The 16642-nt window shown below is 59.7% G+C and carries 13 protein-coding genes; 11 read left to right on the forward strand and 2 right to left on the reverse strand.

Annotation, left to right across the window (positions count from 1 at the left end; translation table 11 throughout):
* Positions 1-90: 90 nt before the first annotated feature.
* Positions 91-534 (reverse strand): GNAT family N-acetyltransferase, encoded by a 444-nt coding sequence (locus tag AAEZ10_RS15870; RefSeq protein WP_122707932.1) that lies wholly within the window; start codon positions 532-534, stop codon positions 91-93.
* Positions 535-1136: 602 nt separating this feature from the next.
* Here AAEZ10_RS15870 and AAEZ10_RS15875 point away from each other — a divergent pair.
* Positions 1137-2210 carry a 3-deoxy-7-phosphoheptulonate synthase gene (locus tag AAEZ10_RS15875; RefSeq protein WP_350569996.1) on the forward strand — a complete coding sequence of 358 codons (1074 nt, stop codon included), beginning with the start codon at positions 1137-1139 and terminating at the stop codon, positions 2208-2210.
* A gap of 17 nt (positions 2211-2227) precedes the next feature.
* On the opposite strand, the gene AAEZ10_RS15880 is transcribed toward AAEZ10_RS15875, so the two are convergent.
* A complete protein-coding gene (locus AAEZ10_RS15880; protein WP_110646512.1) occupies positions 2228-3340 on the reverse strand; it encodes a hypothetical protein in 1113 nt (370 codons plus the stop codon).
* 334 nt (positions 3341-3674) lie between these two features.
* On the opposite strand from AAEZ10_RS15880, the gene AAEZ10_RS15885 reads away from it, so the two are divergent.
* The 10 genes from AAEZ10_RS15885 to AAEZ10_RS15930 all read left to right on the forward strand — a co-directional run bounded on the left by AAEZ10_RS15885 (position 3675) and on the right by AAEZ10_RS15930 (position 16599).
* Positions 3675-4544 (forward strand): esterase/lipase family protein, encoded by an 870-nt coding sequence (locus AAEZ10_RS15885; RefSeq protein WP_073474794.1) that lies wholly within the window; start codon positions 3675-3677, stop codon positions 4542-4544.
* A gap of 95 nt (positions 4545-4639) precedes the next feature.
* Complete coding sequence (locus AAEZ10_RS15890; protein WP_073474718.1) at positions 4640-4921, forward strand: peptidylprolyl isomerase; 282 nt, start codon at positions 4640-4642, stop codon at positions 4919-4921.
* 131 nt (positions 4922-5052) lie between these two features.
* Positions 5053-6921 carry an extracellular solute-binding protein gene (locus AAEZ10_RS15895; RefSeq protein ID WP_073474720.1) on the forward strand — a complete coding sequence of 623 codons (1869 nt, stop codon included), beginning with the start codon at positions 5053-5055 and terminating at the stop codon, positions 6919-6921.
* Complete coding sequence (locus AAEZ10_RS15900; protein WP_071172270.1) at positions 6921-7982, forward strand: microcin C ABC transporter permease YejB; 1062 nt, start codon at positions 6921-6923, stop codon at positions 7980-7982. The genes AAEZ10_RS15895 and AAEZ10_RS15900 overlap by 1 nt, the downstream gene beginning before the upstream one ends.
* Complete coding sequence (locus AAEZ10_RS15905; protein WP_024012756.1) at positions 7982-9004, forward strand: ABC transporter permease; 1023 nt, start codon at positions 7982-7984, stop codon at positions 9002-9004. Before AAEZ10_RS15900 ends, AAEZ10_RS15905 begins: the two co-directional genes overlap by 1 nt.
* Positions 9005-9013: 9 nt before the next feature.
* A complete protein-coding gene (locus AAEZ10_RS15910) occupies positions 9014-10588 on the forward strand; it encodes an ABC transporter ATP-binding protein (RefSeq protein WP_073474724.1) in 1575 nt (524 codons plus the stop codon).
* A 131-nt stretch (positions 10589-10719) separates the two neighbouring features.
* On the forward strand, positions 10720-12135 hold the full coding sequence (locus AAEZ10_RS15915) for a sigma-54 interaction domain-containing protein (protein WP_071172268.1): 1416 nt from the start codon (positions 10720-10722) through the stop codon (positions 12133-12135).
* Positions 12136-12412: 277 nt separating this feature from the next.
* The gene (locus AAEZ10_RS15920) at positions 12413-13804 is read left to right on the forward strand and encodes a GntP family permease (protein WP_016774505.1); all 1392 of its coding nucleotides are present in this window, start codon (positions 12413-12415) and stop codon (positions 13802-13804) included.
* Between the two features lie 7 nt (positions 13805-13811).
* Positions 13812-14585, forward strand: a complete 774-nt coding sequence (gene hbdH, locus AAEZ10_RS15925; protein WP_110599378.1) for a 3-hydroxybutyrate dehydrogenase — start codon at positions 13812-13814, stop codon at positions 14583-14585.
* A gap of 58 nt (positions 14586-14643) precedes the next feature.
* Positions 14644-16599, forward strand: a complete 1956-nt coding sequence (locus tag AAEZ10_RS15930; protein ID WP_350570001.1) for an acetoacetate--CoA ligase — start codon at positions 14644-14646, stop codon at positions 16597-16599.
* Positions 16600-16642 lie beyond the last annotated feature (43 nt).

Genomic DNA, 16642 nt, shown 5'->3' on the forward strand with positions numbered 1-16642 from the left:
ACACCTTAGCAAAAAGTGCCAGACAGACCTAGCGGAAAGCCGCATTTAAAAAGTTTCAATTCGTCATTCAGGGCTTGCCGGCTGTGGGTTTCAGAGCACAGCTGTACTCAAATCGAGCTGCATTCTGAGGAAACACTCATCCCTGCCCACGATGTGCAGTCCTTTAGATGCATACAGTTTTTGCGCCGGGTTATTGTCAAACACTGTCAGCCGCAGTGCCGGTCGCCTTGCCTGCCGAGCCATCTCGATCACCTGATCAACGGCCCAGGAACCGGCGCCCTGCCCTTGCCAGGGCTGATCAATCTGCAATTCGCGTATGTACAGCGCTCGGGCATCCTGGCTCAGACTGACAAAGCCGATCAGCAGTTCATCCTGAAGGATCATCCAGTTCTCACGATGCTGCCAGCCTGCGTCGAATGCCTCGTCCTGCCACAACAGATCGTGGTCAATGTAATAGCGCAGCATGTTGCGACAGGTCAGATCCCGCGCAAAAGCAAGATCATCATGGGTGGCATGCCGAATTCGATAACTCATTCAGCTCTCTCCAATCGTAAAAATGTACTTTAACCAGATCGTTTACCAGTGATAGCCGTTTCGCTCGGCACGCAATAGCATTTTCTGATTGCTGACGCGTATCAGCGTCGAGTAAGCTCGGCGTATTCATCGGAGACAGACCATGTTCAACGCCCCTTCACAGTCTTGCATCGCCAGCGCCTCGCGCTCGATTGCGGCTGCGTGGGTGAACGACGCCTGCGCTCCAGACAACTTTTATTTTGGGTATTGGTTTAGCCACTGGCGCGCCTGATACCCAAACGGCGCCCATGATAACGGGTCGCCTACCAGAGATTTCTCAACCCCCGGTCGGCCTCCCGACCGGGGGTTTTGTTTTTCAGGCCCATCACTTTCAGCGACACACCACATTTCGAGGATTCCACCATGAACTACGCCACTTATTACCGTTACGACAGCTTTAGCGCCTGGCGATTTACCAGCCTCCGCTCGGGACAGCCTGCCGCCTCCGATCGGTCACCTACAGGTGGCAAACACACACGCCGAGCCAGTACGGCCATTTGTCGAACACCCCAATAGGGCCGAGTGCGCGGGAAAAACCCGCCATCCGCCCAGGAAGACCGAACATGAACTCTTCAGTTTCCGCTTTGCCGCTGTCCACCCTCGATTCTGCCAACGAAGCGCTGACCCTGCGTCTGCCCAGCTCGTTGCAGCTCAAACAGCAATTACCGCTCAGCCACTCCCTGCATCAGCAGGTCAATGCCCATCGCCAGGCGGTGCGCGCCATCCTCGACGGTGAAGACCCGCGCCTGCTGGTCATCGTTGGCCCCTGCTCCATCCATGATCCGCAGTCGGCAATCGAATACGCCAGCAAACTTGCTCGACTGGCCGAAGATGTCAGCGGTGAAATGCTGCTGGTCATGCGTGCTTACGTCGAAAAGCCGCGAACGACGATCGGCTGGAAAGGTCTGGCCTACGATCCGCATCTGGACGGCTCTGACGACATGGCTGCCGGTCTGACGCTGTCGCGCGAACTGATGCTGGAAATGATCCGGCTCGGACTACCGGTCGCTACCGAACTCCTGCAACCCATGGCCGCCAACTACTTTGATGACCTGCTGAGCTGGGTGGCCATTGGTGCCCGCACCACCGAATCGCAAATCCACCGCGAAATGGCCAGCGGCCTGAACATGCCGGTGGGCTTCAAGAACGGCACCGACGGCGGCGCCGCCGTTGCTGTCGACGCCATGCGCTCGGCAGCCCATCCGCATCGACACTTCGGCGTCGACAGCCAAGGGCATCCGGCGATCGTGCAGACAGCCGGCAACGCTGACACCCACATCGTGCTGCGCGGTGGACATCAAGGGCCGAACTACGATGCAACCAGCGTGGCCAACATCAGCGCCGAGCTCAGCAGACTGAAGATCCCCAGCCGGATCATGGTCGATTGCAGCCATGCCAACAGCGGCAAGGATCCACTGCGCCAGCCAGCAGTCTTCAATGACGTCCTTGAACAACGCCTGCGTGGAAACCACTCGTTGATCGGCATGATGCTGGAATCTCACTTGTTCGAAGGCTGCCAGCCGCTGAGCAGCTCTCTGCGCTACGGCGTATCGATCACCGACGGCTGCCTCGGCTTCGATGCAACTGAGCGATTGCTGACCGATGCCGCACGACGCGTCGCACAAGCCAAACGTTGATCGAACCGCCCTCCCGCTCATTCAAAGCGCGGAGGGCCGGCATTCACTGGCAAAGCCTCCACGCTGATCTGCCTAACAGGGGATTGCTGACTGACATCGTCCAGACGCTCCACGGTGTAGGCGATCTGCACCGTTGTGCCGTGATGCTCACGCCAGAACCGGTGAGGAACGATGAAACACACCGCTTGACCAGCCGTCTCCCGCGTAATTTCAAGATCATCCCGGTGACTGAAAAACTCACCGTCACACTTGAGATAGACCAACTCATCCTCTTGCACCTGCGCCCCTTCGATGAGAACGGAAACGCCGTCGACCGAATCCTTCAGTGACAACAGGTTTTCAACTGCCTCAACGACATCCGGCGCAGGCAATTGCGCACGCGCTGCAGGGCCGAGGAAAACCGTGGCAGGCTCGGACGCTCGAACCGTTCCACAGCGTTGTTCGACACGGTAGGCGACGACCACTTCACCGCCTCGGTGAGCTTCGATGTAGCTCCCCGGCACCCAGAACGACAGGCATTGCGCGACGGAGTAGGCCTCCACGTTCAATGAGTCGGTAAAGATCTCGGGCGAAGTATCGCCGTGCCAGGACAACATCACCCGATCGCCCGCCGACATCCTCGCGTAAGGCTGCAGAGTCACCAGGGTGCCCTCTGCCACTCGCGATGGCTCCAGCGCTCCGTTTACCGAGCCTTCGATCTGTGGCGCCAACAATTGCGTGCGTATATCGCCCACAGACAGTTGCAGGCGTGCAGATTCCACTGCCTTGGGCGCGGACGCACTTTGCAGTGTCCAGTAAACCTCCAGCGAGCCCCCGTCCAGCGCAGCCACATGCATGGCCTTGATGACGAAGATTACGTCCCTGCCGACCTGAGCCTGGCTGATGAATCGAACACTCTCGTATTGATAGGTGAAGCCTTCGATATCCAGCCCCTCCCAATACAGCGTCAACTGATCGCCGCAGCTCATGTTGGCATAAGGAGAAATGCGAACGATGGCTTTGACCAGTGAAGGATCCAACACGCTCCCACTGAGCCCGTCAATCATCGGCGCGACAAGAGTTTCGATGGACACTTCGGCAACCATCGGCTGACGCATCCGCCAGCAAAACTCGACTTCATGGCTATTCATTTTCGTTTCCACTCCCTGGAAAACGTGCCGCCCCGAATGGCGACACTGACATCTACATTGAGGACTTCTTCGAATGTTCTTGATGTCAGCCGAATACACCGCGACGACGGCGCAAGCGCTACTCGCAAGGTAGGCAACCGCGGAGTTCGCGCGGTTATGCCGACAAACGACCCACTGAACTTCCGATTCGGATTTCACAGCTCTCCGAAATTTCGTACGCCTCGTAGTCCATTTTCAAACACAACGCGAAGCCTCTTCGTACTTCCTCAGCGACAGGGGTGTTTTAGAGTGGCTCGGTGATTTCCCGATGAACTTCTACGAAAAAGGTAAGAACATGCAACGGAATGCTACAACTCGTTATCCCATCCTGTTGGTCCACGGTCTGTTCGGGTTCGAGCGTATCGGTCATTTCGAGCTGTTCCATGACGTCAAATCCGCGCTGAAAGCGGCTGGCTGTCGATTGTTTGTTCCACACCTTTCGGCCACCCACGACAATGAAATGCGGGGTGAGCAATTACTGTCACAGATGGCCTGCGTGCTGCGAGGCACAGGAGCGAAGAAAGTCAACCTTATAGGACACAGTCAAGGTGCACTCGCTGCACGCTATGCGGCAGCGCTTGCACCAAACGTCGTCGCTTCAGTCACCTCCGTCAGTGGTCCGAACCATGGTTCGGAGCTCGCCGACTTCCTGCGCAAGGCACTGGTCCCGGGCAAGCTGCCGGAGGTCGTTGCACAAAACGTGGCGACGCAATTTGCCGATTTGTTGTCGCTGCTCAGTGGCAGCGTGGCACTGCCACAGAATGCGGTGGCTGCACTCAACGCACTGACCACCGTCGGCGTCGGTCAATTCAATGACAAATTCCCACAAGGCCTGCCACACACCTGGGGCGGTCACGGTCCGGAGCAAGTCAACGGCGTGCGCTATTACTCGTGGAGCGGAGTTGTTGCGCAATCCAGGCTGCCGGCGCTGGATCCGGTTCAAGCAACCTGCCGGGTCCTGTCGCAGTATTTCACCACCGAACCCCAGCAGAATGACGGCTTCGTCGGACGCTTCAGTAGCCATCTCGGCCAAGTGATCCGCTCTGATTATCCAATGGATCACCTGGCGAGCTTGCGGCGCAGCCCGGGCGTAACCGCGTCTTCGCCGGACCCTATCGAGCTGTACGTCGAGCATGCCCAGCGCCTGCGTGCGGCGGATCTTTGAGTAGAGTCAGGAAATCAGAATGGAACTTTGCCGAGAATTCACCGACTGATTCCGGTACGCTCCACCTTTTATTGAAACAGTTCGGAGAATTCCCCATGGCCAAAGCCACTGCCCGCCACATCCTGGTTTCCAGCGAAGACAAGTGCAACGAACTCAAGGCTCAGATCGAAGCCGGCGCCGATTTTGCTGATGTAGCCAAAGCCAACTCCAGCTGCCCATCCAGCCGTCAGGGCGGTGACCTGGGTTCGTTCGGTCCAGGCCAGATGGTCAAGGAATTCGACACCGTGGTGTTCAGCGCGCCGATCAACGTCGTGCAAGGCCCGGTGAAGACCCAGTTCGGTTACCACCTGCTGGAAGTCACCAGCCGTCAGGACTGATTCGTCGTCCTGTTGCTGACAACGGCCCACCCTTTGGTGGGCCGTTGTGTTTCGGTTACATATACGGCTGGCGAGTGGCGCGCCGCTCGCGTACAACTTGCGCTTATCGATTTTGCGTTCCAAGGCTGACGATGCGACTGGTTTTTCCCACACTGATGCTCACCGCCCTCGCCCTGCTCACGGGTGCCGCCGGTGCGACCGCTGCCCCGCAACACGCACTGACCGTTTACGGCGAACCGGCCAAATACCCCGCCGGCTTCGGCCATTTCGACTACACCAATCCGCAGGCGCCGAAGGGTGGGACGATGCGGCGCTCGGCAATCGAAATCGGCCACTTCGATCATCTGCTGCCCTATATAGACAAAGGCATCGGCGTCACGCAGATCGACGGCCTGCTGTATTCGCCGCTGGCCCAGCGCTCGCTGGATGAGCCCTACACGGTGTACGGTCTGGTGGCGGAGAAAATGGAACGCTCGGAAGACGGTCTGTCGCTGCGCTTTTTCATCAATCCGAAGGCGCGCTTTGCCGATGGCAAACCGATCACTGCCGAAGACGTTCGCTACACCTACAACCTGCTGATGACCCAGGGCAGCCTGCGTTATCGCACCCAGTTTGCCGACGTCAAAGGCGTCGAAATCGAGGCACCACTGACCGTGCGCTTCGACTTCAAAAGTAACGAAAACCGCACCCTGCCCCTGGATATCGCGACACTGCCGGTGTTCCCCGAACACTGGTGGAAGAGTCGCGATTTCGCCGGCGGCGGTGGTTATGAGCCGCCGCTGGGCAGCGGGCCGTACCGTGTTGGCAAGGTCGACTCCGGGCGCAGCATCACTTTCGAACGCAATGGCGACTGGTGGGGCAAGGACCTGCCGGTCAGTCGCGGCCTGTACAACTTCGACCATTTCAGTATCGAGTATTTCGGCGACACCGATGTCGCCCGCCAGGTGCTGCGTGGTGGTGCCTATGACTACAACCGCGAGTTTTCCGCGACCGGCTATTCGATCGGCTACGACAGTCCCGCCCTCAGCGATGGCCGTTTGCAGAAGGCCCACCTCGCCACTGAAGCGCCGCAATCGGCCCAGGGTTTCGTGTTCAATCTGCAAAAGCCGATGTTCCAGGACCGCCGGGTACGCCAGGCACTCGCGATGCTCTGGGATTTCGAGTGGAGCAACCGGCAGATGATGCGCAACGTCTATATCCGCCAGCAGAGCTACTTCTCCAACACCGACCTCGCCGCCCGGCAGTTGCCCGATGCGAAAGAGTTGGAAATTCTTGAACCGCTGCGCGGTCAGGTGCCTGAGGAAGTGTTCAGCAAAGTCTTCGAGGCGCCGAAGACCGACGGCAGCGGCATCATCCGTGACAAGCAGTTGCAAGCCCTGCAACTGCTTGAGCAGGCCGGCTGGAAACCGGATGGCGATCAACTGGTCAACGACGCCGGCGAGCCGCTGAGCTTCACTTTTCTGGTCAGCCAGAACGGCATGGACCGCCTGCTGTTGCCCTACAAGCGCACGCTGAAGCAGATCGGCATCGAGCTGAATATCCGTCGCATCGACGCCTCGCAATACGTCAATCGCCTGATGAGTCGCGACTACGACATGATCGTCACCGGCTACCCCGTTACCACTTCTCCGGGCGGTGAGTTGCTCAATTATTTCGGCTCGGCAGCGGCCAACGACCCGGGCGCGAACAACTACATGGTGCTGAAAAATCCGGCAGTCGACACTTTGATCAACGGCCTGATCCGCGCCTCGACCCAATCGGACATGCTGCATTACGCCCATGCGCTGGACCGGGTGCTGCAATGGAACTACTACTGGATTCCCAACTATTACCCGCCAGGCACCTCGACCGTATGGTGGAACCGCTTCGGCATTCCCACGGTGCAGGCGAGCAATGACGAAGCCATCGAGAGCTGGTGGGAAATCAGCCGCACGCCACTGACCAATCAGCAAATGACCGCCGAGAAAATCAGTCGCGGCAGACCCGGAGGGCCGCACTGATGTGGGGTTACATACTGCGGCGCCTGCTGCTGATCATTCCGACGCTGGTGATCATCCTGCTGGTCAATTTCGTCATCATCCAAGCCGCGCCCGGCGGACCAGTGGAACAAGCCATCGCCCATCTGCAAGGCATTGGCGGCGCCAGTGTCGGCGGTGGTGCCGGCGAGACATCGAGCAACGCTTCGCGCGCCAGCCGTGGCCTCGATCCGCAATTGATCAAGGACATTGAAAAACAGTACGGCTTCGACAAACCGGCCCACGAGCGCCTGTGGCTGATGCTGAAGAATTACGCGCAACTGGACTTCGGCAAGAGCTTCTTCCGTGGTGCAACAGTCACCGACCTGATTCTGGAAAAGATGCCGGTGACCATTTCGCTCGGACTGTGGGCGACGCTGATCACCTATCTCGTGTCGATCCCGCTGGGCATCCGCAAGGCCGTGCACCACGGCAGCCATTTCGACATCTGGAGCAGCACGGCGATCATCATCGGTTACGCCATGCCGGCGTTTCTGTTCGCGATGTTCCTGATCGTGGTATTCGCCGGCGGTACTTCGTTGAACTGGTTTCCGGTGCGCGGGCTGGTTTCGGACAACTTCGAATCGCTATCGACGCTGGGAAAGATCGCCGATTACTTCTGGCATCTGGTGCTGCCGGTCACCGCGCTGGTGATCGGTGGTTTCGCGACGCTGACAATCCTGACGAAAAACTCGTTCCTCAATGAAATCACCCGACAGTACGTAGTAACGGCCCGCGCCAAAGGCTTGAGCGAACGCCGCGTGCTGTACGGACACGTGTTTCGCAACGCCATGCTGTTGGTGGTTTCGGGGATACCTCAGGCGTTCATCAGTGTGTTCTTCGCCGGCTCGCTGCTGATCGAAGTGATCTTCTCCCTCGATGGCCTTGGGCGCATGAGTTACGAAGCAGCGGTATCGCGGGACTATCCGGTGGTGTTCGGTTCACTGTTCATCTTCACCCTGTTCGGCCTGCTGATAAAACTGATCGGCGACCTCTGCTACACCCTGGTCGACCCGCGTATCGACTTTGCCGCGAGGAATGCCTGATGTTCAAGCTCTCGCCTTTGGGTCGACGCCGTTTCGAACGCTTCAAGAAAAACCGTCGTGGCTGGTGGTCGCTGTGGCTGTTCATCGGCCTGTTCCTGCTGACGCTGGGTGGCGAATTGATCGCCAACGACAAACCGTTGATGGTCAGTTATCAGGGCCAATGGTACTTCCCGGTGTTCAAGCGCCATACCGAACAGGAGTTCGGCGGGCAACTGCCTTTTCAGGCCGATTACCGCAGCGAGTACGTGCAGAATCTGATTCGCAAGGACGGCGGCTGGTTGCTGTTCCCGCCGATTCCGTTCAGCGACGACACGCCCAACTATGACCTGAACAAACCGGCGCCGAGCCCACCAACTTCGGTGAACTGGCTGGGCACCGACGATCAGGCGCGGGATGTGCTGGCGCGGGTCATCTTTGGTGCTCGGGTGTCGATTCTGTTTGCCCTGATGCTCACATTTGTCAGTGCGCTGATCGGTATCGCTGCCGGCGCGTTGCAGGGCTATTACGGTGGCTGGGTCGATTTGCTCGGGCAGCGCGTACTTGAGGTCTGGTCGGGGCTGCCGGTGTTGTATCTGCTGATCATCCTTTCCGGGTTCGTCGAGCCGAATTTCTGGTGGCTGCTGGGGATCATGGCGCTGTTTTCCTGGTTGGCGCTGGTGGACGTGGTGCGCGCCGAGTTCCTGCGCGGGCGCAATCTGGAATACGTCAAAGCCGCGCGCGCCCTGGGCCTGACTGACCGCAAGGTGATCTTCCGGCACATCCTGCCCAACGCAATGAACGCGACGCTGAGCTACCTGCCGTTCATTCTGACCGGCGCGATTTCAACGCTGACCGCGCTGGATTTTCTCGGCTTCGGCATGCCGGCCGGCAGTGCCTCGCTGGGTGAACTGATCGGTCAGGGCAAGCAGAACCTGCAAGCACCGTGGCTCGGGTTGACCGCGTTCTTTACCCTGGCGTTGATCCTCTCCTTGCTGGTATTCATCGGCGAAGCGTTACGTGACGCTTTTGACCCTCGATCCTGAAGCGTGACCATGACAGAAAACCTGATTGAAATCCGCAACCTCAATGTCGCCTTCCATGGCCAGACCGTGGTGCGCGACCTGTGCCTGGATATCCGCCCCGGTGAGTGCCTGGCACTGGTCGGCGAATCGGGCTCGGGGAAATCGGTGACCGCGCATTCGATCCTGCAACTGCTGCCCGAGAGTGAGGCGCAAACCCGTGGCAGCATCCGCTATCGCGGGCAGGAACTGCTCGGTGCTGATCCGAAGGTCTTGCGCGAGCTGCGCGGCAATCGCATCGCCATGATCTTTCAGGAGCCGATGACTTCGCTCAATCCGCTGCACACCATCGAAAAGCAGATCGGCGAGACCCTGTTGCTGCACCGCGGCCTCGGCGGCAAGCAAGCGCAGCAGCGCATTCTCGAATTGCTCGGACTGGTCGGCATTCAAAAGCCCAAGGAACGCCTGAAAGCCTATCCGCATCAGCTCTCTGGCGGGCAACGGCAACGGGTGATGATCGCCATGGCCCTGGCCTGCGAACCGGAGTTGTTGATTGCCGACGAGCCGACCACGGCGCTGGATGTCACCGTGCAACGCAAGATTCTCTTGCTGCTCAAGTCCCTGCAACAGCGGCTCGGCATGTCACTGTTGCTGATCAGCCATGACCTCAATCTGGTGCGCAGCATCGCGCAGCGGGTGTGCGTGATGAAGGCTGGCGAGATCGTCGAGCAGGCACCCTGCGAAACCCTGTTTACCGAACCCAAACACCCTTACAGCTGCGTGCTGTTGAACGCAGAGCCGGAAGGTGAAGCCCTGCCCCGTGATGAACGTGAAAATGTGCTGGAGGTCGCTGACCTGCGCGTCGATTTCCAGGTCGGCGGCGGGTTGTTCAGGCGCAAGCAGTATCTGCGCGCTGTCGATGGCATCAGTCTGAATATTCAGCGCGGCAAGACCTTGGGCATTGTTGGCGAGTCCGGTTCGGGCAAGTCGACGCTGGGTCAGGCGATCCTGCGTTTGCTGGACTCCGAGGGCAGCATTCGTTTTCAGGGCGAAGCGCTGGACGGCCTCAATCAAAAGCAGCTGCGGCCGTGGCGGCGGCAGATGCAGGTGGTGTTTCAGGACCCGTTTGGCAGCCTCAGCCCGCGCATGTCGGTGGCGCAGATCATCAGCGAAGGTTTGGAAGTGCATTGCGAGTCGACCGCTAACGAATGTGATGAGCAAGTGATTCGCGTGCTCAAGGAAGTCGGCCTCGACCCGGAAAGCCGCCATCGCTACCCGCATGAATTTTCCGGCGGCCAGCGCCAGCGCATCGCCATCGCCCGGGCGCTCGTGCTTAAGCCGGCGCTGATTCTGCTTGATGAGCCGACCTCGGCCCTCGACCGCACCGTACAGAAACAAGTGGTCGCCCTGCTCCGTGATTTGCAGGAAAAATATGGTTTGACCTACCTGTTTATCAGCCATGATCTGGCGGTGGTGCGCGCGTTGGCACACGACATGATCGTGATCAAGGACGGTCAGGTGGTCGAGCGTGGTGCCAGTCACGACGTGTTTGACAACCCGCAGCATCCCTACACCAAAGAGCTGTTGGCGGCGGCGCATCCGGGGTAGGTTTTTTCTGTTAATTCGCGGCGCGGCATTCGCGAGCAGGCTCGCTCCCACATTTGAATGCAGGCCCCTGTGGGAGCGAGCCTGCTCGCGAACGGGCCGTCACTGGCAACAAACAATCAGGACCAGCCTCCATGAACACCACCGAAAGCCTCAAGGACTACCAACGGGTACGCACCCTGGCGATCCGTTCGCTGTTCGAGATCATCGAGCAATCCAGCGAAGGCACGGTGATTGTTGACCGCGATGCGAATATCGTCTGGATGAACGAACGCTACGCCCGGCGCTTCGGTCTGGATTCAGCGGCAGGCGCTATCGGCAAACCCTGCGAAAGCGTGATCCCCGGCAGCCTGCTGCGCGAGGTGGTACGCACCGGTCGGCCGATTCTGCTGGACATGCAGGACACGCCGAAGGAACCGCTGGTGGTGATGCGCCTGCCGATCCACGACGATGCCGGCAGCGTGATCGGCGCCATCGGTTTTGCCCTGTTCGACGAGTTACGCACGCTGTCGCCGATGCTCAAGCGCTACCTGAGCATGCAGGAAGAACTGGCCTCGACCCGCTCGCTGCTGCGTGCGCGGCAGACCAAATACAACTTCGCCCACTTCATCGGTACTAGCGCTGCCAGCCTTGAAGTCAAACGACGTGCGCGCCGCAGTGCCAGCGCTGATTCGCCCGTGTTGCTGCTGGGAGAAACCGGCACCGGCAAGGAGTTGCTTGCCCAAGCGATTCACAGTGCCTCACCACGCGCGCATAAAGCCTTCGTCAGCATCAACAGCGCGGCAATTCCCGAGGCGCTGCTGGAAGCCGAATTCTTTGGCACGGCACCCGGCGCTTTTACCGGCGCTGACCGCAAGGGCCGCACCGGTAAATTACAAATCGCTCAGGGTGGCACGCTGTTTCTCGATGAGATCGGCGATATGCCGCTGCCGCTGCAAAGCAAACTGCTGCGCGTGTTGCAGGAAAAGGAGTTCGAGCCGGTCGGCTCCAATGAAGTGATTCAGAGCGATGTGCGGGTAATCGCCGCGACGTCGACGGATTTGCAGGCGGCGATCAAGCGCGGCGAATTTCGCGCCGATTTGTACTACCGCCTCAACGTACTGCCGATCCAGGTGCCGCCGCTGCGTGAACGCCTCGATGATCTGCCGGCGCTGAGCGAGGCGATTCTCGAAGAACTGCGCAGCCAGCATGAACTGCACCGCGACGCGCTGGCGTTGCTCGGCCAGCATGCCTGGCCGGGCAACATCCGTGAGTTGCGCAACGTGCTGGAGCGGGCGGCGTTGCTCAGTGATGATCTGATCCTGACCGAGCAGGATATTCGCGGGGCGATTGGCACCTTTACTCCGGTTGAGCGGACGGCCGAGCCGAGCATGCAAGCCTCCGCTGGGGAGACATTTGCACAGGCGCGGGCGCGGTTTGATCGGCAGTTGATCGAGTCGACCCTGGCGCAATGCGCGGGAAAAGTGCCAGAGGCGGCGGTTCGGCTGGGGCTGGGGCGGTCGACGCTGTACAAGAAAATGGCTGCGCTGGGGATCGTTGAGTCTACATAAAGAGATATTGAGTCTCCGCATGAAGACAAAACAAAAGCCTCGCGAGCAGGCTGGCTCCCACATGGGAATGAATGACAAATGTGGGAGCGAGCCTGCTCGCGAAGGCGTCCCTCCAGCATAAGAAGTCTCTGAATAGAGACAAAACCAATCCAAAACATTTCCTCGCAAGGAATAATCTTCATATATTTCAATCACTTGAGCTTCTGGCACAAATCTCGCTAACCCACTCTCCGCACCCGTTCCACCCACAAAAATAACAATCCTGGAGAGACACACCATGAGTGTGATCATTGCCTTGGCAGCCCTGACGCTGCTGATGCTCGCCGCCTACCGTGGCTACAGCGTCATCCTCTTTGCCCCGATCGCCGCCCTCGGCGCGGTCCTGCTCACCGATCCGTCCGCCGTTGCCCCTGCTTTCACCGGGGTGTTCATGGACAAGATGGTCGGTTTCATCAAGCTCTATTTCCCGGTATTCCTGCTCGGCGCGGTGTTCGGCAAGCTCATCGAACTGTCCGGTTTCTCGCGCTCGATCGTCGCCGCTGCGATTCGCTTGCTCGGGACTAAACAAGCGATGCTGGTGATCGTGCTGGTCTGCGCCCTGCTGACTTATGGCGGCGTGTCGTTGTTCGTCGTCGTCTTCGCTGTTTACCCGTTTGCAGCGGAGATGTTCCGCCAAAGCAATATTCCCAAACGCCTGATCCCGGCGACCATTGCCCTCGGCGCATTCTCGTTCACCATGGACGCCCTGCCCGGCACGCCGCAGATCCAGAACATCATTCCCAGCACCTTCTTCAACACCACCGCATGGGCGGCGCCGTGGCTGGGGGTGATCGGCACGATTTTCGTGTTCTGCGCCGGCATGCTGTTTCTGCAGCGCCAACGCAACAAGGCGCAACGTGCCGGCGAAGGTTACGGCACTGAACTGCGCAACGAACCGGAAACCGCCGAAGACCTGAAGCTGCCCAACCCGTGGATTGCCCTGTCGCCATTGCTGGCCGTGGGCATCATGAACCTGCTGTTCACCCAGTGGATCCCGCAGTGGTACGGCAAGACCCACAGCCTCGCACTGCCGGGCATGGCCGCGCCGGTCACCACCGAAATCGCCAAGCTCACGGCGATCTGGGCGGTGCAGGCGGCGTTGCTGGTCGGCATCCTCATGGTCCTGGCGTTCGGTTTCAAGGCGATCAAAAGCAAGCTCGCCGAAGGCAGCAAAAGCGCGGTCAGCGGTGCGTTGCTCGCGGCGATGAACACCGCGTCTGAATACGGCTTTGGTGCGGTAATCGCTTCGCTGCCGGGCTTTTTGGTGCTGGCCGACTGGCTCAAGCAGATTCCCAATCCGTTGGTCAACGAAGCGATTACCGTGACACTGCTCGCCGGCATTACCGGATCGGCGTCGGGCGGCATGAGCATCGCGCTGGCGGCGATGTCCGAGCAGTTCATCAGTGCAGCGCACGCGGCGAATATCCCGCTGGAAGTGCTGCACCGCGTGGCCGCGATGGCCAGCGGCGGCATGGACACCCTGCCGCACAACGGCGCGGTGATCACCCTGCTGGCGGTGACCGGACTGACCCACCGCGAAGCCTACAAAGACATTTTCTGTATTACGCTGATCAAGACCCTCGCGGTTTTCGTGGTGATCGGCACTTTCTACGCCACTGGCATTGTGTGAGGTATTCATGACCACTCTTTCCGGCAAGACAGCCTTGGTAACCGGCTCCACCAGCGGCATCGGCCTGGGCATCGCGCTGACTCTCGCAAAAGCTGGCGCCAACCTGATTCTCAATGGCTTCGGCGACGCCTCGAAGGTGATCGCCGACGTCGCTCAGTTCGGCGGCAAGGTCGGCCATCATCCCGCCGATGTCAGCGACCCGGCGCAGATTGCCGACATGGTCGCCTACGCCGAGCGCGAGTTTGGCGGCGTCGACATTCTGGTCAACAACGCCGGCATTCAGCACGTTGCGGCCGTAGAAGAGTTTCCTGTTGAGCGCTGGGATTCGATCATCGCGATCAACCTGTCATCGGTATTCCACAGCACGCGGCTGAGCCTGCCGGGCATGCGCCGCAAGAACTGGGGGCGCATCATCAATATCGCCTCGGTGCACGGCCAGGTCGGCTCCACCGGCAAAGCCGCGTACGTCGCCGCCAAGCATGGCGTGATCGGCCTGACCAAAGTAGTCGGGCTGGAAACCGCGACCAGCAACGTCACCTGCAATGCGATCTGTCCGGGCTGGGTGTTGACGCCGCTGGTGCAGAAGCAGATCGATGATCGCGCGGCCAAGGGTGTCGATCCGCAACAGGCGCAGCATGATCTGCTGGCGGAAAAACAGCCGTCGCTGGAGTTCGTCACACCTCAGCATCTGGGTGAGCTGGTGCTGTTCTTGTGCAGTGAAGCCGGCAGCCAGGTACGCGGCGCGGCGTGGAATATTGATGGTGGGTGGTTGGCGCAATAAACACCTGGCCATTGTGGGAGCGAGCCTGCTCGCGAATCCGATAAGAAGAGGCAAACCCATGTCCGACATCCTCTGGCAACCCGACGCCCAGCGTATCGACCGTTCGCGGATGGACGTTTTCCGGCGCGAAATCAATCAGCGGCATTCGCTTGAGCTCGACGGCTACCCTGCCCTGCACCAATGGAGCATCGATCAGCGCCCGGCGTTCTGGCAGGCGATCGTCGATTTCTTCGACATCCGCTTCCACACTCAGCCAGACGCCATCTTGCGTGAAGGTGCGGAAATGCCCAGCGCCGAGTGGTTCCCCGGCGCGACGCTGAACTTTGCCGAACACCTGCTGCGCCGCCGCGACGATGCCGTGGCGGTGGTTGCTGTGGCGGAAAACGGCCAGCGCGAACAACTGACCTGGGCCGAACTGGCCGAACACGTCGCCGGTTTTCAGGCCAGCCTGCGCGCGGCGGGCGTTGGCCGAGGTGATCGCGTGGCGGCGTGCATGCCCAACACCTGGCAAACTCTGGTGGCGATGTTGGCCACCACCAGCCTCGGCGCGATCTGGTCCTGCTCGTCGCCGGACTTCGGCACCCACGGCGTGATCGATCGCTTTGGCCAGATCGAACCGAAAGTGCTGCTCACCTGTGCCGGTTATCAATACGCCGGAAAAATCCTGGATCAGACCGCCAAGCTCAACGAAATCCTGGCACAACTGCCGTCGCTGCAGCAGTTGATCATCGTCCCGTACGCCCGTCCGCAAGCGCGCATCGAGGATTATCAAACCCACGCTGATGTCTGCTTGTGGGAGGATTTTTATCAACCCGGCGGCGAACCGGATTTCACCCCGGTGCCGTTCAATCATCCGCTCTACGTGCTGTACTCCAGCGGCACCACTGGCGTGCCGAAATGCATCGTCCACAGCACCGGCGGTGTGCTGCTGCAACACGTCAAGGAACATGGTTTGCACTGCGACCTCGGTCCCGGTGACCGCTTGTTCTACTACACGACCTGCGGCTGGATGATGTGGAACTGGCTGGTTTCAGCGCTCGCGGTGGGCAGCGCCGTGGTGCTCTACGACGGCTCGCCGTTTCATCCGGACCATCAGCGCTTGCTCGATCTGATCGACGATGAACGCATCAGTGTGTTTGGCACCAGTCCGAAATTCCTTGCCACATTGGAAAGCAGCGGCGCCAGGCCCCGCGAAAGTCATGACTCGAGCAGCTTGAAAACCCTGCTGTGCACGGGCTCGGCTTTGTCACCGCAAAGCTACGATTTCGTTTACCGCGACTTCAAAACCGATGTGTGCCTGGCTTCAATGTCCGGTGGTACCGACATCGTCTCGTGCTTCGTCAATGGCAACCCGCTGTCAGCGGTACGTCGCGGAGAAATCATGGGCAAGAGCCTGGGCATGGCCGTCGAGGTGTGGAACGACGCTGGCCAACCGGTGATCGGTGAGAAAGGTGAGCTGGTTTGCACACGGCATTTCCCGGCGATGCCGATCGGCTTGTGGAATGACCCCGACGGTTCAAAACTTCGCCAGTCCTACTTCAGCCTGTTCCCCGGCGTCTGGGCACAAGGTGATTACGCCGAACAGTTGCCCCACGGCGCGATGATGATCCATGGCCGCTCGGATGCGGTGTTGAACCCGGGCGGCGTGCGCATCGGCACGGCGGAAATCTATCGCCAGGTCGAGAAAATCACCGAGGTACTGGACAGCGTCGCCATCGGTCAGCAGTGGCAGGATGATGTGCGGGTCGTGCTGTTCGTGCGTTTGCGCGATGGTGTCGAACTCGATCAAGGACTCGAACAGCGAATCCGCGAGGTGATCCGCGCCAATACCACGCCGAGACATGTCCCGGCGCGGATTGTTGCAGTGACGGACATACCGCGCACCATCAGCGGCAAAGTCGTGGAGCTGGCGGTGCGTGATGTCGTGCATGGAAGGCCGGTAAAAAACACCGATGCACTGGCCAATCCCGAAGCGCTGGAGCAGTTTCGGGATCGGCCGGAACTGGCTGATTGAAACCGGCACTGACGCCCTCATCCGACAGGCTGGCGGCAGTGCT

This window comes from Pseudomonas sp. H26/SER47-MNA-CIBAN-0231 (genome assembly GCF_040310465.1).
GTDB lineage: Bacteria > Pseudomonadota > Gammaproteobacteria > Pseudomonadales > Pseudomonadaceae > Aquipseudomonas > Aquipseudomonas atacamensis.